Origin of the sequence: Streptomyces sp. NPDC005811 (assembly GCF_040630405.1) — a bacterium.
GTDB lineage: Bacteria > Actinomycetota > Actinomycetes > Streptomycetales > Streptomycetaceae > Streptomyces.
This window is the reverse complement of sequence record NZ_JBEXXK010000008.1, coordinates 76,985-98,184: the sequence shown is the minus strand read 5'-3', so window position 1 is coordinate 98,184 and position 21,200 is coordinate 76,985. Positions and strand designations below refer to the sequence as shown.

Below are 21,200 nucleotides of genomic sequence, written 5' to 3'. Positions count from 1 at the left end.
TCCGCGCGGGGCGCCAGTGGAACAGCGCCCCGCGCGGCTCAGGAAGTGGTGCGGGTGGGTCAGCCGGAGTAGGTGCCGGACTTGACGGCCTTCCAGGCGCCGTTCTCGACGGCGTAGACGGTGAGCTGCTTGTTGGTGGCGTCACCGAACTCGTCGAAGGAGACCTTGCCGGTCACACCGTCGAAGGAGACGTTCTGCATGGCCGCGGTGACCTTGGCGCGCGCGTCGTCGGGCAGCTTGCCCTTGTTGTCGTCGACGACCTTCTTGACGGCCTCGATGATCGCCCACGCGGAGTCGTAGGAGTAACCGCCGTACGCGGCGTACTCCTCCTTGTATCCGGCGGCCTTGTAGTTGGCGACGAACTCCTTGGCGGAGTCGAGCTCCTCGACCGGGGCGCCGACGGAGGTGGCCAGGTCGCCGGTGGCGTCGGTGCCGGCCAGCTTGATGAAGGTCGGGTCGAAGATGCCGTCGCCGCCGACCAGCGGGATCTTGGCGCCGGCGGCCTTGATCTGCTTGCTGAGCGGGCCGGCCTGCGGGTACTCGCCGCCGTAGTAGACGACCTCGGCGCCGGAGGTCTTCACCTTGGTGGCGACCGCGGAGAAGTCCTTGCTGTCGGGGTTGATGTGCTCGGTGCCGACGACCGAACCGCCGAGCTTCTTGAACTCCTCGGTGAAGGTCGCGGCGAGGCCGGCGCCGTAGGTCTTCTTGTCGTCGATGACGAAGACCTTCTTCTTCTTGGCGTCGTTGAAGACGTACTGCGCGGCGAACGGGCCCTGGATGGCGTCCGTGGTCGCGGTGCGGAAGTACGACGCGTAGGGGCGCTTCTTGGTGTTCGCCCAGTCGGTGCCCTGGGTGAGCGCCGGGTTGGTGTTGGCCGGGGAGACCTCGACCAGCTTGGCGTCGTCGAAGACCTTCTGCATCGACTCGGCGACGGAGGAGTTCAGCGGGCCGACCACGCCGAGCACGCTCTTGTCGGCGACGAGCGCGGTGGCGTTCTGCTGGCCGGCGGAGGGCTGCGCCTGGTCGTCCTTGGCGACGACCTTGAAGGTGACGCCGTCGACGAACTTCTGCTTGTTGGCCGTCTTGGCGGCGAGGTCGGCCGAGTTCTTGATGCCGAGGCCCAGCGCGGAGAGGTCGCCGGTGAGCGGGGCGTCGACGCCGATGGTGACGGTGGTGCCGCCGCTGTCGGAGCCCTTGTCGCCGCCGCTGTCACGCGAACCGCAGGCGGTGAGGGTGAGTGCTCCGGCGGACAGCGCGGCGGTGATGGCGATGAGCGAACGTTGACGCACGTTCCAGTCCTTTCCCTGGGCGGCCCTCCCCCCTGGAAGAGGCCGAGTCGAGCGCTGAGGCCGAAGGGGTATTCCAGCCGCGCGGTGACTGGGCGTGACTCTAAGCGGGTGGAGGGAACGGGGAGGAGGGTCTGAACCAGGCTGTGACTCTCTTGTTATGACACGAGGTAATGCAGAGCGGTACTTGGCGGGTGGAACAGCGAATTTCAGGCCGATTCGCCCTGTCCGCATGCTGAGAACGCGCAGGATGAACCCAGGTCTGTTCAGGTGTCTCGGGCGTTTTGGTGATTACCCAGATTCGTTGCTACAGGCGACTTGTAGGGCCCGGGAGAGGTCCTGGGCGTAGCGGGGCCCCAGGATGAAACTCTGCACTTGTATTGCACGCGTATTACGCAGAGTTACGTCGATGAAAGGAAGCCCGGCATTCTCCGGTACTTTCCCGCATTCCGCCACATGCATGGTGATCACGATCTTGCGGGCGGAGCCCGCATCCGTACGGAACGGGGCCCGGGGCGCCGAGGTCAGGGAGACACCGGCGTACGGCTGGGACACCCGGGTCACCGTGACCGGCGGGCCGGAATCCACGCTCAGCAGCACCTCGAAGGCGAGGGTGTGCGGCCGGGTGCCCGGTGGCACGGTGTGTTCGCCGATATAGGTGACATCGACGACCTGGGCGGGGAACGGCGGTCTGGAGATGGCCGGTTTCCGCTCCTCGGGGCGGGTCGCGTAGAGCAGGCCGCAGACGGCGAGAAGGCCGACGGTGACGAGAGCGGCCAGGGCGGATCTGCGGTGGTCCGCCAGGAAGCCGCGCAGACGGGGCAGGGGAGTGCGCGGGGGAGCGGGGGCGTCGGCCGGGGGCTCCGCCGGGCGCGTGTCCCACGCGTGCGTGCCCTCGCCGGGCTCGATCGGGCCGACGCCGCTCACTGCCAGGGGCCTTCGCCCGGGCCGCCGGAGCGGTACCAGCCGGCGCAGCCCGCGCGGGCCTCGCGGTCGATCAACGCGTCGGCGGCCGCGGCCCCTTGGCGCTTCTTCTCGGCCCGCGCCGCGTCCACGACGGTGCGCAGGATGTCGTACTGGCCGTTGGAGAGCCCCATCGACTGGTAGTCGCCGTAGGTGCGGCTGTCCAGGACCTCGCGGGACCAGTGGGCGACCACGCGCGTGCACAGCTCCTCGGGTGAGGTGGTGGACGGGGAGGCGGTGCGGGAGGCGGCGGGGGCCTGGCTCCGGGCGGTGTCGCCGCAGCCGGCCGCCGAGAGCGAGGCGAGCAGCACCCACCCCGCCAGCCGTGCCGCCGTCCGCGCTCCGTGCGCGCCTCCCGTGGTCATGCCCCGACGCTAGGGCGCCGGGGCGCCAGGGGGCAACGGGCCCGGCGGCGCGTCGCGTCGGGGGCCGTCCGCGGGGCCCGCCCCGGGGTCGTCAGCCCGCCGTGGGGGCGTCCCGCAGCAGACAGGTCAGCCGGGCGGTGCACACCCGGCGCCCCTCCTCGTCGCTGATCACGATCTCGTACGTCGCCGTGGACCGCCCCTGGTGCACGGGCGTGGCCACGCCCGTGACCAGGCCGGAGCGGACGCCCCGGTGATGGGTGCAGTTCAGGTCGACCCCGACGGCGATCTTGGAGCTGCCGCCGTGCAGCATCGACCCGACCGAGCCGAGGGTCTCGGCCAGCACCGCGGAGGCGCCGCCGTGCAGCAGGCCGTACGGCTGCGTGTTGCCCTCCACCGGCATGGTGCCGACGACCCGGTCCGCGGAGGCCTCGACGATCTCCACGCCCATGCGGGAGCCGAGGTGTCCGGCCGAGAACAGGGCCACGATGTCGATGCCGAGCGCGGCGTACTCCGCGATGACCTCCGGCGGGAACTTCACATGCTGCTGCTCGCCCATGGGGCCGGGCTCCGTTCGTCGATCCGGGTCCAGTCACTGAGCAAACGCTCAGTCGGTCGACGATTGTTCCAGACGCACCACGACGGACTTGCTGGCCGGGGTGTTGCTCGTGTCGGCGGTGGCGTCCAGCGGCACCAGCACGTTCGTCTCCGGGTAGTAGGCGGCCGCGCAGCCCCGGGTGGTCGGGTACAGCACGACCCGGAAACCGGGCGCCCGCCGCTCCACGCCGTCGTCCCACTCGCCGACGAGGTCCACGTACGAGCCGTCCGCGATCCCCAGCGCGCGGGCGTCCTCGGCGTTGACCAGGACGACCCGGCGGCCGTTCCTGATGCCCCGGTAGCGGTCGTCGAGGCCGTAGATCGTGGTGTTGTACTGGTCGTGCGAGCGCAGGGTCTGGAGCAGCAGCCGGCCCTCGGGCGGCTTCGGGTACTCGACCGGCGCGGCGGTGAAGTTGGCCTTGCCGGTGGCGGTCGGGAAGCGGCGCTCGTCGCGCGGGGCGTGCGGGAGGGTGAAGCCGCCCGGGTGGGCCACGCGCGCGTTGAAGTCCTCGAAGCCGGGGATCACGCGGGCTATCCGGTCGCGGATCGTCGCGTAGTCCTTCTCGAACTCCTCCCACGGCACCTTGCTGTCCGCGCCGAGCACCCGGCGGGCCAGCCGGCTGACGATGGCCGGCTCGGACAGCAGGTGGCCGCTCGCGGGGGCCAGCCGGCCGCGTGAGGCGTGCACCATGCCCATGGAGTCCTCGACGGTGACGAACTGCTCGCCGCCGCCCTGGAGATCGCGCTCGGTGCGCCCGAGCGTCGGCAGGATCAGGGCACGCGCGCCCGTGACGACGTGCGAGCGGTTCAGCTTGGTCGACACATGCACCGTCAGCCGGGCGCGCCGCATGGCCGCCTCGGTGACGTCGGTGTCGGGGGAGGCGGCGACGAAGTTGCCGCCCATGGCGAAGAACAGCTTCGCCTCGCCGTCGCGCAGGGCGCGGATGGCGCGCACCACGTCGAAGCCGTGCCCGCGCGGGGGCGCGAATCCGAACTCCTTCTCCAGGGCGTCGAGGAAGGCCGGGGCCGGCCGTTCGAAGATGCCCATGGTGCGGTCGCCCTGCACGTTGGAGTGGCCGCGCACCGGGCACACGCCCGCGCCCGGGCGGCCGATGTTGCCGCGCAGCAGGAGGAAGTTGACCACCTCGCGGATGGTCGGCACGGAGTGCTTGTGCTGGGTGAGGCCCATGGCCCAGCAGACGATGGTGCGCCGCGAGGCTAGCACCATGCGCAGGGTCTCCTCGATCTCCGCGCGCGTGAGGCCGGTCGCGGTGAGCGTCTCGTCCCAGTCGGCGGCGCGGGCGGCCTCGGCGAACTCCTCGAAGCCATGGGTGTGTTCGGCGATGAACCCCTCGTCGAGGGCGCCCTCGGTCTCCAGGACCAGCTTGTTCAGCAGCCGGAACAGGGCCTGGTCGCCGCCGATGCGGATCTGGAGGAACAGGTCGGTGAGGGCGGCGCCCTTGAGCATGCCCTGCGGGGTCTGCGGGTTCTTGAACCGCTCCAGGCCCGCCTCGGGCAGCGGGTTCACGCTGATGATCCTCGCCCCGCCGGCCTTGGCCTTCTCCAGGGCGGAGAGCATCCGCGGGTGGTTGGTGCCCGGGTTCTGCCCGGCGACGATGATCAGGTCGGCCCGGTGCAGGTCCTCCAGCAGGACGCTGCCCTTGCCGATGCCGATGGTCTCCGACAGGGCCGAGCCGGAGGACTCGTGGCACATGTTGGAGCAGTCCGGCAGGTTGTTCGTGCCGAGCTCGCGCGCGAAGAGCTGGTAGAGGAACGCGGCCTCGTTGCTGGTGCGGCCCGAGGTGTAGAAGACGGCCTCGTCGGGCGAGGCGAGCGCGGCCGTCTCCTCGGCGATGATGTCGAAGGCGCGTTCCCAGGCGACCGGCTCGTAGTGCGTGCCGCCCTCGGGGAGGTACATGGGGTGGGTGAGCCGCCCCTGCTGGCCGAGCCAGTAGCCGCTGCGGCCGGCGAGGTCGGCGACCGGGTGGGTGGCGAAGAACTCCGGGGTGACCCGGCGCAGGGTGGCCTCCTCCGCGACCGCCTTCGCGCCGTTCTCGCAGAACTCGGCGGCGTGCCGGTGCTCCGGCTCGGGCCAGGCGCAGCCGGGGCAGTCGAAGCCGTTCTTCTGGTTGACCCGCAGCAGTGTCAACGCGGTGCGCCTGACCCCCATCTGCTGCTGTGCGATCCGCAGGGAGTGTCCGACGGCCGGCAGACCCGCCGCCGCGTGCTTCGGCTCGGCGACCTCCGGCACGTCCTGGACCGGATCAGCCTCGGGCGGCTTCGTTGCCATCGCACCCTCCCCTTGTGTCCTGCGGTGTGCGCCGGTGCCGTGGGCGACACGCGTGCGAATCCTCGCACGGGGCACCGACGGTCACGGCGGCCGGGCGGGCGAGGACCCCCTTCATGGTTGCGTATAGGGCAATGGTTGCGGAAGGGGCAACATTCTCGGGGTGCGGTGACGGCCCGGTCACGGCGCGTCGGTGCGCGCGGACCGCGGGCGGGGCCGAGTGTCAGTGGAGCGTGGCAGGATCGGGGGCGTGGCAGAGACAGCATCGAAGAAGACCGAGACCCCCGACGCCGGCGCCCGCCCGCGCCTGATGCTCATGGACGGGCACTCGCTGGCCTACCGCGCGTTCTTCGCGCTGCCCGCGGAGAACTTCACCACCGCGACGGGCCAGCCGACGAACGCGATCTACGGCTTCGCGTCGATGCTGGCCAACACCCTGCGTGACGAGGCGCCCACGCACTTCGCGGTCGCCTTCGACGTCTCCCGCAAGACCTGGCGCTCCGAGGAGTTCACCGAGTACAAGGCGAACCGCTCCAAGACCCCGGACGAGTTCAAGGGCCAGGTCGAGCTGATCGGCGAGCTGCTCGACGCGATGCACGTCTCGCGGTTCGCGGTCGACGGCTTCGAGGCCGACGACGTCATCGCCACGCTCGCCACCCAGGCCGAGGCCGAGGGCTTCGAGGTGCTGATCGTCACCGGCGACCGCGACTCCTTCCAGCTGGTCAGCGAGCACACGACCGTGCTGTACCCGACGAAGGGCGTCTCGGAGCTGACCCGGTTCACCCCGGAGAAGGTCGTCGAGAAGTACGGGCTGACGCCCGCCCAGTACCCCGACTTCGCGGCGCTGCGCGGCGACCCGTCCGACAACCTCCCGGGCATCCCCGGCGTCGGCGAGAAGACGGCCGCGAAGTGGATCAACCAGTTCGGCTCGTTCGCGGAGCTCGTCGAGCGCGTCGAGGAGGTCAAGGGCAAGGCCGGGCAGAACCTCCGCGACCACCTGGAGGCCGTCAAGCTCAACCGCCGCCTCACCGAGATGGTCCGCACGGTCGACCTCCCGAAGACGGTCACCGACCTGGAGCGCGCCCCGTACGACCGCACGGCCGTCGCGATGGTCCTGGACACCCTGGAGATCAGGAACCCCTCCCTGCGCGAGCGGCTCCTCGCCGTCGACCCGGGCGACGCCGAGGCCGAGACGACGCCGGTCGTCACCGCCGGCGTCGAACTGGACGGCGCCGTGCTGGGCACCGGCGAACTGGCCGGCTGGCTCGCCGGCCACGCCGAGCAGCCCCTCGGCGTCGCCACCGTCGACACCTGGGCCCTGGGCACCGGCTCGGTCGCCGAGATCGCGCTGGCCGCCGCCGACGGCCCCGCCGCCTGGTTCGACCCCACCCAGCTCGACGAGGCCGACGAGCGGGCCTGGGCGGCCTGGCTGGCCGACGCGGACCGCCCCAAGGTCCTGCACAACGTCAAGGGCGCCATGCGGGTGTTCGCCGAGCACGGCTGGTCCGTCGCCGGCGTGTGCATGGACACCGCCCTCGCCGCCTACCTGGTCAAGCCGGGCCGGCGCTCCTTCGACCTGGACGCGCTCTCCCTGGAGTACCTGGGCCGCGAACTGGCCCCGGCCGCCGCGGCCGACGGCCAGCTCGCCTTCGGCGCGGACGACGGCGCCGAGGCCGAGGCCCTCATGGTGCAGGCCCGCGCGATCCTCGACCTCGGCGAGGCCTTCCGCGACAAGCTCGAAGAGGTCGGCGCGGCCGACCTGCTCCAGGACATGGAGCTGCCCACCTCCACCCTCCTCGCCCGTATGGAGCGGCACGGCATCGCCGCCGACCGCGCCCATCTCGAGGCCATGGAGCAGATGTTCGCCGGCGCGGTCCAGCAGGCCGTGAAGGAGGCGCACGCGGCCGCGGGGCACGAGTTCAACCTGGGCTCGCCCAAGCAGCTCCAGGAGGTCCTCTTCGGCGAGCTGGCCCTGCCCAGGACCAAGAAGACCAAGACCGGTTACACCACCGACGCCGACGCCCTGGCCTGGCTCGCCGGCCAGACGGACAACGAACTGCCCGTCATCATGCTCCGCCACCGCGAGCAGGCGAAGCTCCGCGTCACCGTCGAGGGCCTGATCAAGACGATCGCCGCCGACGGCCGGATCCACACCACGTTCAACCAGACCGTCGCCGCGACCGGCCGGCTGTCCTCCACGGACCCCAACCTCCAGAACATCCCGGTCCGCACGGACGAGGGCCGCGCGATCCGCCGCGGCTTCGTCGTCGGCGAGGGCTTCGAGTCCCTGATGACCGCCGACTACAGCCAGATCGAACTGCGCGTGATGGCCCACCTCTCCGAGGACGAGGGCCTCATCCAGGCGTTCACCTCCGGCGAGGACCTGCACACCACGGCCGCCTCCCAGGTCTTCGCCGTCGAACCGGGCGCGGTGGACGCGGAGATGCGCCGCAAGATCAAGGCCATGTCGTACGGCCTGGCCTACGGTCTGTCGGCGTTCGGGCTGTCCCAGCAGCTCAACATCGAGGCGGGCGAGGCGCGCGCCCTGATGGACGCCTACTTCGAGCGGTTCGGCGGCGTCCGCGACTATCTGCGCCGCGCCGTCGACGAGGCCCGGGCCACCGGCTACACGGCGACCCTCTTCGGCCGCCGCCGCTACCTCCCCGACCTCAACAGCGACAACCGCCAGCGCCGCGAGGCGGCCGAGCGGATGGCCCTCAACGCCCCGATCCAGGGCACCGCGGCCGACATCGTCAAGATCGCCATGCTCAAGGTGGACGGCGCCCTGCGCGCCGCGGACCTCACCTCCCGCATGCTGCTCCAGGTCCACGACGAAATCGTCCTGGAGATCGCCCCGGGCGAGCGCGCGGCGGTGGAGGAGATCGTCCGCCGCGAGATGGCGGGCGCGGTCCACCTCAGGGCCCCGCTGGACGTCTCGGTGGGCGCGGGCACCGACTGGGAGTCGGCGGCGCACTAGCCTCCGGCGGGGGAGCGGGGACCCGCCTCAAGCGGGGACCGCTTCCCCGGCGAGCGTCGAGGGGTCCTGTCGGCACGGACAGGGCCCCTTCTTCGTGCCCCTGCTCCTTGCCCCATCTCCGGGCCCCTTGCGCCCCGCCACCCGTCACCCCCGGTACATCCCCCGAAGGGCCCTCACCCACGTGGCCCCCGAGAACACGCCCCTCACCGTCCCGGCCCGCCACGATGCCGCCATGGGTATACGTACGCACCACCGCCGGACGGCCCTCACCCCGGGCACGGCGACCGCAGACACGCAGGGTGACCGCGACCCGGCCCCTCCCCGGCGCATGCTCCCCGCCCGGGCGCCCGGTGCCTCCACCGCCCGCGTCCCCGGCACCCGGGGCGGCACCGGTGCCGGCCCGCGCCTGTGGGCCGAGCAGACCCGCGCCTGCCTCACCCTCGCGCTGGCCGCCCTCGGCCGTCCGCACCGACGGAAGCCGACCCGCCGTATCACCGTCTTCGTCGTGACGCCGCCGCCCCTCAGCGCACGCCCTGACGACTCCGCCCCACGCTGACCTCCGCCGGCCCGCCCGCCGCACCGCCGACGAGCGGACGCCACACGCGCACGCCGACGGCGTACAGCAGCAGCCCCAGCACCAGGCCCGCGCCCGCCCCGAAGCAGACCGTCGGGACCAGCTCCCACGGCTTCGCGCCGCGTGTCTCCCAGGAGGTCCACCACCGCGACACCCGCTGCACGGCCCCGGCCAGGGCGCACCCGCCGATCACCGCCGCCGCCGTCCACCGGTCCCGCGCGGACAGCGCCGGCACCCGGGCCGGCCGGTCCGCCGGAGCCCGGCGCAGCGCGTGCGCCACGAACGCGGTGATCACCACGGCGGCCACGGCCGAACCGCCGTACTGGAGATACCAGTACAGCGGTGAACCGGCCACCGTCTCGCCCAGCACCGGGAACAGCCGCATGCCCCAGCGGTCCAGGTGCGTGAACGCGTCCCACACCACATGGGTCAGCGCGCCGAGCACCGCGGAGGCGTACCACCACGCCGCGGTGGCGGGCCGCACGCGCGCGTGGGGCGCACCGCACCGGGTCAGCGCGGCCGTCCGCGCCTGCCGCGCCGCCGGCAGCAGCGCCACCAGCGGTTCGCGCAGCAGCAGCCAGAGCCCCACCAGCGCCCAGGCGATGACCACGTCGACGGTGAACACCCCGGGGAAGGAGTGCGTGACATCGCCGAACTCCATCGCCCCGGACAGGACACTCGCCGCGTAGTAGGTCAGATCGGGCGCGAACGAACCCGCCACGAGAACGGCCGGGACCAGCCGTCCGCGGCCGGTCCCGTCGGCGCGCACCCCGGGCAGCACCGCCGCCGCATGGCTCAGAGTGAACGGCAACGCGGCTCCCTGGGGCGGAGGGTGGGGGTCCGGACGGGCACGGTCACGGAAGACGTCCAGTATGCGGCAGTGGTTCCCGGACGAACGGAACCCGGCCAACCGGTGAAATGGAGGTGCGAACGGGTGCCGGTGCAAAAGAAGTTGTCGTAGGGTCGCTGGGGTTGCCGTGCCGCCGCGGGCAGTCGAACAAAAGAACAGACCCAGTCGGGCGCTCCGGGTGCAACCCTCGGGGCGGTCCGATCGTCACAACAGCCGCAGGGGTCGCCACCGTCCACAAGGGCGTGGCGCAGACACGGACACGGACGCGGGGCGTCCACGGGAGGGGTTCGCTTCATGTCGTCGGCGCATTTCGGCAGGAGGCTGCGCAAGGGAGCGGTCAACACGACCGTGGCCGCACTGGCGGTCGCGGCCCTGGCCGCGTCCCAGGCACCGGACGTCACAGCCGGTGTGAGCGGGAGCGGCAGCGGACAGACCGCCGCCGACACCCCGGCCGCCGCGGACACGAGCACCGACGGCAGCGCCACCGGCAACTCGCCGTACTACACGGACCTGCCGCCGCTGAACAGCCCGAACCCCGCGCCCAGCTCGAGCGCCACCACCAGCCCGGTCGGCACCGGCAGCTCCGAGGCGGGCATCCCCGCGACCGTCCTGGACGCCTACAAGAAGGCCGAGACGGAGCTCGCGCAGTCCAAGCCCGGCTGCAACCTGCCCTGGCAACTCCTCGCCGCCATCGGCAAGGTCGAGTCGGGCCAGGCCCGCGGCGGCAACGTCGGCGCCGACGGCACCACCCTCTCGCCGATCCTCGGCCCCGTCCTCGACGGCAACGGTTTCGCGAACATCAGCGACACCGACAACGGCGCCTACGACGGCGACAGCACCTACGACCGCGCCGTCGGCCCCATGCAGTTCATCCCCTCCACCTGGGCCTGGGCGGGCCGCGACGGCAACGGCGACGGCAAGAAGGACCCCAACAACATCTACGACGCCGCGCTCGCCGCCGGCCACTACCTGTGCCGCAACAACTGGGACATGTCCACCACCTCGGGCATGCGCAGCGCGATCCTCAGCTACAACAACTCGACGGAGTACTACAACACCGTCATGTCGTGGCTGGAGTACTACCGCAAGGGCACCCACTCCATCCCCGACGGCACCGGCACCGTGCCCTCCGACCGCAGCGACGACGAGCCGAGCACGCCGTCCACCCCGTCGACGCCCAGCACGCCCTCGACGCCGAGCACGCCCAGCACCCCCTCGACGCCGAGCACCCCGCCCACGCCGACCGACACGGTCGACCACCTGGAGAACGCGGGCAGCACGGCCAAGCTCACCGCCATGGCGGGCGACGCCTTCACCACGAAGGTCAGCACCCGCGCGGAGACCGCGGCCGGCAAGGCCGTCGCCAAGGTCAGGGTCCGCTTCACCATCGTCGGTGACACCGACCTCGCGTTCACCGGCGGCGAGAACGTCGCCACCGTCGTCACCGACAGCAAGGGCGTCGCCGTCGCGCCCGCCCTCCGGGCTGGCGAGAAGACCGGCACGTTCACCGTCCGCGCCACCATCGTGGGCCGCACGATCACCGCCGTCGACTACAAGGCCACCGTCACCGCGCGCGCCGCCGACGCCCTCGCCCGCACCGCCGACACCGCGCTGACCGCCGTCGCCGGCGGCGAGTTCGCCGACCAGGTCACGGTGAAGGCCACCTATCAGGGCGCCGTCGCCGACAAGGTCGCCGCGACCGCCACCCTGATCACCTCGGCCGACGACCCGACCGCCAACGACAAGGGCCCCTACTTCAAGGACGCCTCCGGCAACGCCGTCCGCACCCTCACCGCCCTCCAGACCGACGCGGACGGCCAGTTGCAGCTGCCGAAGCTGTACGCAGACGACACCGCCGGCACCTACCTGCTGCGCATCACCACCACCGGCGGCGCGACCCTCACGGTCGAACTGACCGTCACGGCCGCCGCGTCCACCACCCCGGACCCGACGCCCAGCGAGTCGTCGAGCACGAGCCCGTCCCCGACCGCCGGTTCGAGCGCGAGCACCGAGGCCTCGGCGAGCGCGTCTGCGTCTGCGTCGTCGTCGGCATCGTCCTCCGGGTCGTAGCCCGCTCGCATCGGCTTCCGTACGGCCACTGCGGCGCCCCTCCCGACGGAGGGGCGCCGCAGTGCTGTCCGACGTGTTCTCATCTCACCCGCCGGTTGCTACCGTGCCGCATCTGACGCCCAGTCAGCTCCGTCGGTCAGGAGACCGTTCTCGCCGGGAGGTCCGCATGCGCGCCCTGATCGCCGCCGCGACCGGTCTCGCCGTCGCGCTCGCCCTCGTCCTCACCGTCTCCGCGATCGGCACGCCCGCCGGCAGGACCTCGCCGAAACCACTGCTGACGACCGTGCCCCCACACCCGTGACCGCCCCGCAGGGAGGCCGAGATGCGCCGCACGACAAGCCTGGTCCTGCTCGCCCTCGCCGTGTTCTGCGCGGCACTCGCCCCGCTCGTGCGCTGGTACGCCTTCCCGCGCCTGGCCAAGATCCCGGCGAACGAATACCAGACGATGGTCCTCGAGGCGAAGAACGCCACCCTCCTCGACTACGGCACCATGACCGCCCGCACGGTCCCCAAGGTGACGATCGTGCAGACCCTCAAGGGCGATGTGGCGGCCTCCGAGAAGATCGAGAAGACCGCCGGCCGGGACGTCGTCGTCTGGGACGGCCTGTCCTACATCCAGGGCCCCGACGGCAAGATGGTCTCCAAGGTCCCCGAGCGCTACATCTTCGACGCCCACACCCAGGAGCCCGTCCACGCCACCGGCGAGTCCGTCGACGGCGACCCGGTCCGCCGCGAGGGCATCGAGTTCAAATGGCCCTTCCTGACCGAGAAACGCGACTACGAGTACTTCGACGCCCAGACCCGCACCAGCAACCCCATCCACTACAAGGGCACCCAGGACTTCCGCGGCGTGAAGGTCTACTACTTCGAGCAGACCATCCCCTGGACCAAGGTCTCCCTGCCCAGGACGATGCCCGTCGCCGGCATCACCCCCGAGACCGTGGCCAGGACCGGCACCACCCGCTGGTACACGACGGTCCGCAAGTTCTGGGTGGAACCGCTCACCGGCGCACCCGTCTACGGCGAGGAGATCCACAAGGAGGAACTGCGCGGCGGCACCCTCCTCGGCGACCGGGCCAAGGTCACCGCCTTCGCGGGCGATGTGAAGATGCGCGAGGACTACACCGAGCACACCGTCGCCCTCGTCAAGCACAACCGCACCCTGGTCCTGCTCATGACGTCCTACGTCCCCCGGGGCTGCCTCACCCTCGGCGCCCTGCTGCTCGCCCTGGCCCTCTGGCTGGAGGCCCGGGCCCGCCGCCCGGCGGACCCGCCACCGGCACGGGCGGCCGCAAAGGAACCGGTCACCGCCTGAGCCGCGCGTTCGTGTGCCGCGTCGGCTCGGCGCCGGCGGGGTCCTCCGGCCACGGATGCTTCGGATACCGCCCCCGCAGCTCCGCCCGCACACCCCTGTACCCGTCCTTCCAGAAGGACGCGAGATCGGCGGTGACGGCGGCCGGCCGCCCGGCGGGCGACAGCAGATGCACCAGCAGCGGCACCCCGGCGATCCGCGGGGACTCCTGGAGCCCGAACATCTCCTGCACCTTCACCGCCAGCACCGGCTGCGCGGGATCCGCGTAGTCGATCCGGATCGCGGACCCGCTCGGCACGGTGATCCGCTGCGGCGCCAGCTCGTCCAGCCGGGCCGCCTCCCCGGACGCCCACGGCAGCAGCCGCCCGAGCGCCTCCCCGGCGTCGATCCGCCCCAGGTCCGCCCGCCGCCGGGCCCGGCCCAGCTCGGGTTCCAGCCAGGCGTCCACGCGCGCGTGCAGCGCCTCGTCCGACACCTCGGGCCAGGGCTCACCCAGGTGCAGCCGCAGGAACGCCAGCCGCTGACGCAGCGTCCGCGCCTCCGCGGACCACCGCAGCAGCCCCAGCCCCTCCTGCCGGAGCCCCGCCAGGAGGGCGTCCCGTACGAGACCGGCGTCGGCGTCCCGCAGCGGACGCACCCTCAGCTCCACCGCCCCGAGCCGCTCGACCCGCCGCGCGACGACGTCCCCGTCCGCCCAGCGCACCTCGTCCCGCTCCTCCAGCAACGCCCCGGCGGCCCCGCGCGCCACGTCCTCGTCCACCACCGCGGCGAGCTGCACCCGCGCGTGCCCCTTCCCCAGGGGCCGGTCGGCGACGGCGACGGCGAGCCAGGACGCGGACCGCAGGGGTGAGCCGTCACGGAGTTCGGCCCTGGTCCCGGAAGCCATGAGATACGAGCCGCCGTCGGCCTTGGCGACACGTTCCGGGAAAGCGAGGGCGGCGACGAGCCCCGCGACCTGGTCGTCAGGGGCACCCGGTCGGGCCCCGGGCTCGCCCTCCGGCGAAGAGCCATGGGCGGGTGGGTGGGAAAGATCGGCGAGAACGCCCCGCAGCCGCCGAACCTCCGCACGCCACCGCCCGGCATAGGCGTCACCCCCACGCCGGACCCCACGCAAGACGGCGCCCAGATCGTCCCCGTACTCCCGCGGAGCCTCCTCGCTCAACAGCGCGACGACCTCCGCGGCCCGCTCCGCCCCCACCGACGAGGCACCGTCCAGCAACGCCCGCCCCAGCCGGGGGTGCAGCCCCAGCCGGGCCAGCCGGACCCCCTTGTCCGTGGCCCGACCGGCGGAGTCGACCGCCCGCACAGCCGTCAGCAGACTCCTCGCCGCCGCCATCGCCCCACCCGGCGGCGGATCCAGCAACGCCAGCCCCGACGCCTCGGGATCGCCCCAGCAGGCCGCCTGGAGGGCGAACGCGGTGAGGTCGGCCACCTTGATCTCCGGCGCCGGGAAACGCGGCAGACGGGCGTCCTCCGCCTCCGTCCAGCACCGGTACACCACCCCCGGCGCCTCCCGCCCGGCCCGCCCCGCCCGCTGCCGCGCCGCCGCCCGCGAGGCCCGTACGGTCGCGAGCGCGCTCAGCCCGCGCGCATGGTCCACCCGCGGCTCCCGCGCCAGCCCCGAGTCGACGACCACCCGCACCCCGGGAACCGTCAGCGAGGACTCCGCGACGGAGGTCGCCAGCACCACCCGGCGCCGCTCGCCCGGGGCCAGCACCGCGTCCTGCACCGCGGCCGGCGCCCGCCCGTGCACCTGGAGCACGTCCACCCCGTCCAGGCCCCCGAGCCGCCCGGCGACCCGCGCGATCTCCCCGACGCCCGGCAGGAAGCACAGCACGTCCCCGGCCCGCTCGGCCAGCGCCCGCCGCACCACCGACGCCACATGCGCGAGCAGCGCCGGATCCACCCGCATCCCGTGCGGCGGCCGTACCGGACGGACCGGCGGCGCCCAGACCACCTCCACGTCGTACGCCGACCCGTGGGCCTCCACGACCGGCGCTCCGCCCAGCAGCCGCGCCCACCCCTCCGTGTCGGTCGTCGCGGACGCGGCCACCAGCCGCAGCTCGGGCCGCAGGGTCTGCCGTACGTCCCACAGGAAGGCGGCCGAGGTGTCCGCGTCCAGATGCCGCTCGTGGCACTCGTCGAGCACGACGACGTCCACGCCGGCCAGCTCCTGGTCGCGCTGGAGCCGCTGCAGCAGGACACCGGTCGTGACGACCTCCACGCGCGTGTGCCGCCCCACGACCCGCTCCCCGCGCACGGTGAACCCGACGGTCCCGCCGGCCTTCTCGCCCAGCAGCCACGCCATCCGCCGGGCCGCCGCCCGCGCCGCGATCCGGCGCGGCTCGGCCACGACCACCCGCCGCGCCGGCCCCTCGCCCAGCAGCCCGGCCAGCGCCAGGGGGACGAGCGTCGTCTTGCCGGTGCCGGGCGGCGCGGCCAGGACGGCGGTGCCGTGCCCGTCCAGAGCCTCGTTCAGGGCGGGCAGGGCGGCACGGACGGGCAGCGCGGCCAGGGCGTCGTCACGGAGGATCACGCCCCCAGTGTCGTACGGCGGCCGGTGCCGTACGACAGGCTCAGTCCCGCTCGCAGACGAAGATCGCCGTACCCGGGATCAGGCTGCCGCGCAGCGGGGACCAGCCGCCCCACTCGGAGGTGTTCCACACCGGCCACTCCGGCTCCGCGACGTCGACCAGGCGGAAACCGGCCGCCGCGATGTCACGGACCCGGTCGCCCAGCGTGCGGTGGTGCTCGACGTAGACCGCCCGACCCCCCTCGTCCACCTCGACGTACGGCGTCCGGTCGAAGTACGAGGCCGAGACGGTCAGCCCCTCCGGGCCCGGCTCGTCCGGGAACGCCCAGCGGATCGGGTGGGTCACCGAGAACACGAACCGTCCGCCCGGCCGCAGCACCCGGCGGACCTCCGTCAGCACCAGCACCGGATCGGCCACGAAGGGCAGCGCCCCGTACGCCGAGCAGGCCAGGTCGAAGGAGCCGTCGGCGAAGGGCAGCGCCCCGGCGTCCGCGCACACCAGCGGGAACGCCGCGCCGATCCGCAGCGCGTGCTGGAGCTGGCGGTGCGAGAGGTCCAGAGCGACCGGGCGCGCCCCCTGGGCGGCCAGCCAGCGCGAGCACTGGGCCGCGCCGGCGCCGATCTCCAGGACGTCCTTGCCCTTGAGGTCCTCGGCCGGGCCGAGTAGCTCGGCCTCCACCTCGTCCAGGCCCTCGGGACCCCACACGAAGCGGTCGTCGCCGAGGAACGTGCCGTGCTCGATCTGGTACTCGTCGGCGTTGCGGTCCCACCAGCCCCGGTTGGCCCGGGAGCTCTCCGTGACGTCGGCGTCGCGCCTGGTGGCCTCCGGCTCGACGGCCGGCTCGGACAGGGGCGCGGACGATGCGGACTCTTGGATGATCGGCTCCCTCGTATTAGTCTGCGGGCTCTTCCGTGCAACCCGCCCGACGGTGTCCACCCGGAGTCTCCCGGGGCGTCACCGGAGGGGCTTCCTGCGGCCTGCGTGACCTCAGGAGAAAGGTTGTGTGCCGGTTATGCGGGGTTCTGCCCCGGGTGTGCGCCTTCGCGCATTGACCCTGCCCGGCTGCCCCCGTATGCTACAAGTTGCGCTGCGGGCCTGCGCACCTCAGACGGAGCAGGCTGCGCTCGCATCTGTTGTATGTCCCCTCGGTTGTCGAGGCGCATCACCGGTTCGGCCGGTGGGGCGCTTCTTGAGCTGTCCGGCTTCATCAGAGCGATACGGGCTCCCGGCGTAGCAGTACCTACGACTTTCTGTCCGTAACCGGAGCCCTTTCCCACATGACGAGCAGCACCGAGACCACCGCCACCACCCCGCAGGTTGCGGTCAACGACATCGGTAACGAGGAAGCCTTCCTCGCCGCGATCGACGAGACGATCAAGTACTTCAACGACGGCGACATCGTCGACGGCGTCATCGTGAAGGTCGACCGGGACGAGGTCCTGCTCGACATCGGTTACAAGACCGAAGGCGTCATCCCCAGCCGCGAGCTCTCCATCAAGCACGACGTCGACCCCAACGAGGTCGTCGCCGTCGGTGACGAGATCGAGGCCCTTGTCCTCCAGAAGGAGGACAAGGAAGGCCGTCTGATCCTGTCCAAGAAGCGCGCTCAGTACGAGCGTGCCTGGGGCACGATCGAGAAGATCAAGGAAGAAGACGGCATCGTCACCGGTACCGTCATCGAGGTCGTCAAGGGTGGTCTCATCCTCGACATCGGCCTCCGTGGCTTCCTTCCGGCCTCCCTCGTCGAGATGCGTCGTGTCCGCGACCTCCAGCCCTACGTGGGCAAGGAGCTCGAGGCGAAGATCATCGAGCTGGACAAGAACCGCAACAACGTGGTCCTGTCCCGCCGTGCCTGGCTGGAGCAGACCCAGTCCGAGGTCCGCCAGACGTTCCTCACGACCCTCCAGAAGGGTCAGGTCCGCTCCGGCGTGGTCTCCTCGATCGTCAACTTCGGTGCCTTCGTGGACCTGGGTGGCGTCGACGGTCTGGTCCACGTCTCCGAGCTGTCCTGGAAGCACATCGACCACCCCTCCGAGGTCGTCGAGGTCGGCCAGGAGGTCACGGTCGAGGTCCTCGACGTCGACATGGACCGCGAGCGCGTCTCCCTGTCGCTGAAGGCGACCCAGGAAGACCCGTGGCAGCAGTTCGCCCGCACCCACCAGATCGGCCAGGTCGTGCCCGGCAAGGTCACGAAGCTGGTGCCGTTCGGTGCGTTCGTCCGCGTGGACGAGGGCATCGAGGGTCTGGTCCACATCTCCGAGCTGGCCGAGCGCCACGTGGAGATCCCGGAGCAGGTCGTCCAGGTCAACGACGAGATCTTCGTCAAGGTCATCGACATCGACCTCGAGCGTCGTCGCATCAGCCTCTCGCTGAAGCAGGCCAACGAGTCCTTCGGTGCCGACCCGGCCTCGGTCGAGTTCGACCCGACCCTGTACGGCATGGCCGCGTCCTACGACGACCAGGGCAACTACATCTACCCCGAGGGCTTCGACCCCGAGACCAACGACTGGCTCGAGGGCTACGAGACCCAGCGGGAGACGTGGGAGCAGCAGTACGCGGAGGCGCAGACCCGCTTCGAGCAGCACCAGAAGCAGGTCATCAAGTCCCGCGAGGCCGACGAGGCCGCTGCCGCCGAGGGCGGCGAGGCCGCGGCTCCGGCCGCGACCGGCGGTGGCTCGTACTCCTCCGAGGGCGCGGACACCTCCGGTGCCCTGGCCTCGGACGAGGCGCTCGCCGCGCTGCGCGAGAAGCTGGCCGGCGGCCAGAGCTGATCAGCTGATCGCTCACTGAGCAGTAGCTCCTGACTGAGGGGCCGTACCTTTCGAGGTGCGGCCCCTCAGCCTTTCCAGGGGGTTGGGGGTGCCCCTCGCTGAGCAAGCACCCGTAGGGCGGGAATGCCCACGCCTGTACGCGCGTTGACATGGGGGGAACACGAGGAGGAGCGGTCCAGGTGCTTGATCCGCAGGGTTTGTACGCATGGGAGCCGAAAGGGCTGGCCGTCGTCGATATGGCGCTCGCCCAGGAGTCGGCCGGACTTGTCATGCTCTACCACTTCGACGGATACATCGACGCGGGCGAGACCGGCGAGCAGATCGTCGACCGGGTCCTCGACTCGCTGCCCCACCAGCTCGTCGCCCGCTTCGACCACGACCGACTGGTGGACTACCGCGCCCGCCGGCCGCTGCTGACCTTCAAGCGCGACCGCTGGACGGAGTACGAGGAACCCGCCATCGAGGTACGGCTCGTCCAGGACACCACCGGCGCGCCCTTCCTGCTCCTGTCCGGCCCCGAGCCGGACGTCGAGTGGGAGCGCTTCGCCGTCGCCGTGAAGCAGATCGTCGAGCGCCTCGGCGTCCGCCTGTCGGTGAACTTCCACGGCATCCCCATGGGCGTCCCGCACACCCGCCCGGTCGGCCTGACCCCGCACGGCAGCCGCACCGACCTGGTGCCGGGCCACCGCAGCCCCTTCGACGAGGCCCAGGTCCCCGGCAGCGCCGAGGCGCTCGTCGAGTACCGCCTCATGGAGGCCGGCCACGACGTCCTGGGCGTCGCCGCGCACGTCCCGCACTACATCGCCCGCTCCGCCTACCCCGACGCGGCGCTCACCGTCCTCGAAGCGATCACCGCGGCGACCGGACTGGTCCTGCCCGGCATCGCCCACAGCCTCCGCACGGACGCCCACCGCACCCAGACCGAGATCGAGCGCCAGATCCGCGAGGGCGACGACGAGCTCACCTCCCTCGTCCAGGGCCTGGAGCACCAGTACGACGCCGCCGCCGGCGCCGAGACCCGGGGCAACATGCTCGCCGAACCGGCCGACATCCCCTCGGCGGACGAGATCGGCCTGGAGTTCGAGCGCTTCCTGGCGGAACGCGAAGGCGACAACTGAGCCACCGCGGCGGCACGGGGCCTGCCCGGACGGAGGCTGCCGGGACGGGTCCTGCCGGGACGGCGGTCGTCGGCAGGCCCTAAGCTTCGGCTCATGCTGAAGGTGGGCCTGACCGGCGGGATCGGCGCCGGCAAGAGCGAGGTGTCGCGGCTGCTCGTCGAGTGCGGAGCCGTCCTCATCGACGCGGACCGCATCGCACGCGAGGTCGTCGCGCCCGGAACGCCCGGGCTCACGGCGGTCGTCGACGCCTTCGGCGAGGAGGTGCTGACGGCGGACGGCAGCCTCGACCGGCCGCGGCTGGGCTCGATCGTCTTCGCCGACCCCGAAAAGCTGGCCGTCCTCAACGCGATCGTGCACCCGCTGGTCGGCGCCCGCTCCCGCGCACTGGAGAGCGCCGCCCCCGAGGACGCCGTCGTCGTCCACGACGTCCCGCTCCTCACCGAGAACGGCCTCGCCGCGCTCTACGACCTCGTGATCGTCGTCGACGTGGCCACCGAGACCCAGCTCGACCGGCTGGTCCGGCTGCGCGGCATGACCGAGGACGACGCCCGCGCCCGGATGGCCGCCCAGGCCACCCGCGAGCAACGCCGGAAGACCGCCGACATCGTCGTCGACAACGACGTACCGCTGGCGGAGCTGGAGCGGCGCGTGAAGGACGTGTGGGCCGAGCTGACGCGCAGAGGCCGGCAGTCCACGGAATAGGGGCGCTCGTTCCGCGCGTTGAACCCTCCCAGCAAGGGAAGGATTTTTCCGTGCCCGATACCAGCGGTTCGACCGGACGTACTCCGGAGACGCATGTCATCGACTTCCGTGCCGCGGAGCAGCTGCTCGCCGCACGGGACCCGCGGGGCGCGGTGAAACTGCTCGACAGTGTCATAGCCGCCCACCCCGAGAACACCGCCGCCCGCCTGCTGCGCGCCCGCGCCTTCTTCGCCGCCGCCCAACTCAGGCCCGCCGAGCTGGAGTTCACCGTCGTCCTGGAGCGGGAGCCGGACAACGCGTACGCGCACTTCGCGCTGGCCCGCACCTACGAGCGGCAGGGCCGCGGCGACCAGGCCAAACGCCACTTCCGGCTGGCGGCCGCGCTGGACCCCAACCCGCAGTACCTCAAGGCGGCCCGCTTCGAGACCTGACCGGGGGGCCCGGCGCTCACGGATGACGCTGCTCCGGCGGCCGGTACGGCGGGATGTCGCGACCGGGCTGGTAGTGCGGGCCCTGCCGGAGGTGCCGGAGGATCATCGCCAGATCCACGGTGACCACGACCCAGAGCACCCCGCAGGCGGCCGCCCAGCCGGGACGCCCCGCGAGGGAGAACGCGGCCGTCCCGAAGATCGCCCACACCAGGCCCCACACGCTCAGCCAGGCACGCATCCGCAGTGCACTGCGCGCTGTCGTCGGCTCACTGCCCGTACGCATCGGGATCACCACTCCTCCCTTGAAACGTACTCTTCCGCCCGGACGTTCTCCAGGGAGACCCAGCGACGGAGAAGGGCGGGCCC

18 protein-coding genes are annotated in these 21,200 nt (G+C 72.1%); 9 read left to right on the top strand and 9 right to left on the bottom strand.

Annotation, left to right across the window (positions count from 1 at the left end; all coding sequences use genetic code 11):
- Positions 1-59: 59 nt before the first annotated feature.
- The 5 genes from ABZ490_RS11055 to ABZ490_RS11035 form a co-directional block, all read right to left on the bottom strand.
- Positions 60-1,289 carry a branched-chain amino acid ABC transporter substrate-binding protein gene (locus tag ABZ490_RS11055; protein ID WP_358987655.1) on the bottom strand — a complete coding sequence of 410 codons (1,230 nt, stop codon included), beginning with the start codon at positions 1,287-1,289 and terminating at the stop codon, positions 60-62.
- A 288-nt stretch (positions 1,290-1,577) separates the two neighbouring features.
- Positions 1,578-2,213, bottom strand: coding sequence for a Tat pathway signal sequence domain protein (locus tag ABZ490_RS11050; RefSeq protein WP_358987652.1), 636 nt, complete (start codon positions 2,211-2,213; stop codon positions 1,578-1,580).
- Positions 2,210-2,614 (bottom strand): hypothetical protein, encoded by a 405-nt coding sequence (locus tag ABZ490_RS11045; RefSeq protein WP_358987649.1) that lies wholly within the window; start codon positions 2,612-2,614, stop codon positions 2,210-2,212. The genes ABZ490_RS11050 and ABZ490_RS11045 overlap by 4 nt, the downstream gene beginning before the upstream one ends.
- A 91-nt stretch (positions 2,615-2,705) precedes the next feature.
- Positions 2,706-3,170 (bottom strand): hotdog fold thioesterase, encoded by a 465-nt coding sequence (locus tag ABZ490_RS11040; RefSeq protein WP_067245415.1) that lies wholly within the window; start codon positions 3,168-3,170, stop codon positions 2,706-2,708.
- A gap of 48 nt (positions 3,171-3,218) precedes the next feature.
- A complete protein-coding gene (locus ABZ490_RS11035) occupies positions 3,219-5,498 on the bottom strand; it encodes an FdhF/YdeP family oxidoreductase (RefSeq protein ID WP_358987644.1) in 2,280 nt (759 codons plus the stop codon).
- A gap of 247 nt (positions 5,499-5,745) precedes the next feature.
- On the opposite strand from ABZ490_RS11035, the gene polA reads away from it, so the two are divergent.
- Both polA and ABZ490_RS11025 read left to right on the top strand, forming a co-directional pair.
- The gene (polA, locus tag ABZ490_RS11030) at positions 5,746-8,472 is read left to right on the top strand and encodes a DNA polymerase I (protein ID WP_358987640.1); all 2,727 of its coding nucleotides are present in this window, start codon (positions 5,746-5,748) and stop codon (positions 8,470-8,472) included.
- A 232-nt stretch (positions 8,473-8,704) separates the two neighbouring features.
- Entirely contained in the window at positions 8,705-9,028 is a 324-nt protein-coding gene (locus tag ABZ490_RS11025; RefSeq protein ID WP_358987637.1) for a hypothetical protein, read from the top strand.
- Here the strand turns inward: ABZ490_RS11025 and ABZ490_RS11020 are convergent.
- On the bottom strand, positions 8,994-9,857 hold the full coding sequence (locus ABZ490_RS11020; RefSeq protein WP_358987634.1) for a DUF4184 family protein: 864 nt from the start codon (positions 9,855-9,857) through the stop codon (positions 8,994-8,996). The genes ABZ490_RS11025 and ABZ490_RS11020 overlap by 35 nt on opposite strands.
- Before the next feature lie 333 nt (positions 9,858-10,190).
- On the opposite strand from ABZ490_RS11020, the gene ABZ490_RS11015 reads away from it, so the two are divergent.
- The 3 genes from ABZ490_RS11015 to ABZ490_RS11005 all read left to right on the top strand — a co-directional run bounded on the left by ABZ490_RS11015 (position 10,191) and on the right by ABZ490_RS11005 (position 13,281).
- Complete coding sequence (locus ABZ490_RS11015) at positions 10,191-11,966, top strand: lytic transglycosylase domain-containing protein (RefSeq protein ID WP_358987631.1); 1,776 nt, start codon at positions 10,191-10,193, stop codon at positions 11,964-11,966.
- Positions 11,967-12,132: 166 nt separating this feature from the next.
- Complete coding sequence (locus tag ABZ490_RS11010; protein ID WP_358987627.1) at positions 12,133-12,267, top strand: SPW_0924 family protein; 135 nt, start codon at positions 12,133-12,135, stop codon at positions 12,265-12,267.
- 21 nt (positions 12,268-12,288) lie between these two features.
- The gene (locus ABZ490_RS11005; RefSeq protein ID WP_358987623.1) at positions 12,289-13,281 is read left to right on the top strand and encodes a DUF3068 domain-containing protein; all 993 of its coding nucleotides are present in this window, start codon (positions 12,289-12,291) and stop codon (positions 13,279-13,281) included.
- Here ABZ490_RS11005 and hrpB read toward each other — a convergent pair.
- Both hrpB and ABZ490_RS10995 read right to left on the bottom strand, forming a co-directional pair.
- The gene (hrpB, locus tag ABZ490_RS11000; RefSeq protein WP_358988032.1) at positions 13,271-15,811 is read right to left on the bottom strand and encodes an ATP-dependent helicase HrpB; all 2,541 of its coding nucleotides are present in this window, start codon (positions 15,809-15,811) and stop codon (positions 13,271-13,273) included. The genes ABZ490_RS11005 and hrpB overlap by 11 nt on opposite strands.
- A 43-nt stretch (positions 15,812-15,854) precedes the next feature.
- Positions 15,855-16,748 (bottom strand): class I SAM-dependent methyltransferase, encoded by an 894-nt coding sequence (locus ABZ490_RS10995; RefSeq protein WP_358987620.1) that lies wholly within the window; start codon positions 16,746-16,748, stop codon positions 15,855-15,857.
- A gap of 341 nt (positions 16,749-17,089) precedes the next feature.
- On the opposite strand from ABZ490_RS10995, the gene rpsA reads away from it, so the two are divergent.
- The 4 genes from rpsA to ABZ490_RS10975 all read left to right on the top strand — a co-directional run bounded on the left by rpsA (position 17,090) and on the right by ABZ490_RS10975 (position 20,834).
- Entirely contained in the window at positions 17,090-18,583 is a 1,494-nt protein-coding gene (gene rpsA, locus ABZ490_RS10990; protein WP_358987617.1) for a 30S ribosomal protein S1, read from the top strand.
- A 179-nt stretch (positions 18,584-18,762) separates the two neighbouring features.
- Positions 18,763-19,701 carry a PAC2 family protein gene (locus ABZ490_RS10985; RefSeq protein WP_358987614.1) on the top strand — a complete coding sequence of 313 codons (939 nt, stop codon included), beginning with the start codon at positions 18,763-18,765 and terminating at the stop codon, positions 19,699-19,701.
- Between the two features lie 93 nt (positions 19,702-19,794).
- On the top strand, positions 19,795-20,403 hold the full coding sequence (gene coaE / locus ABZ490_RS10980) for a dephospho-CoA kinase (RefSeq protein WP_358987611.1): 609 nt from the start codon (positions 19,795-19,797) through the stop codon (positions 20,401-20,403).
- 50 nt (positions 20,404-20,453) lie between these two features.
- The gene (locus ABZ490_RS10975) at positions 20,454-20,834 is read left to right on the top strand and encodes a tetratricopeptide repeat protein (RefSeq protein ID WP_055637991.1); all 381 of its coding nucleotides are present in this window, start codon (positions 20,454-20,456) and stop codon (positions 20,832-20,834) included.
- Between the two features lie 16 nt (positions 20,835-20,850).
- On the opposite strand, the gene ABZ490_RS10970 is transcribed toward ABZ490_RS10975, so the two are convergent.
- Complete coding sequence (locus ABZ490_RS10970) at positions 20,851-21,117, bottom strand: DUF6343 family protein (protein ID WP_358987606.1); 267 nt, start codon at positions 21,115-21,117, stop codon at positions 20,851-20,853.
- Positions 21,118-21,200 lie beyond the last annotated feature (83 nt).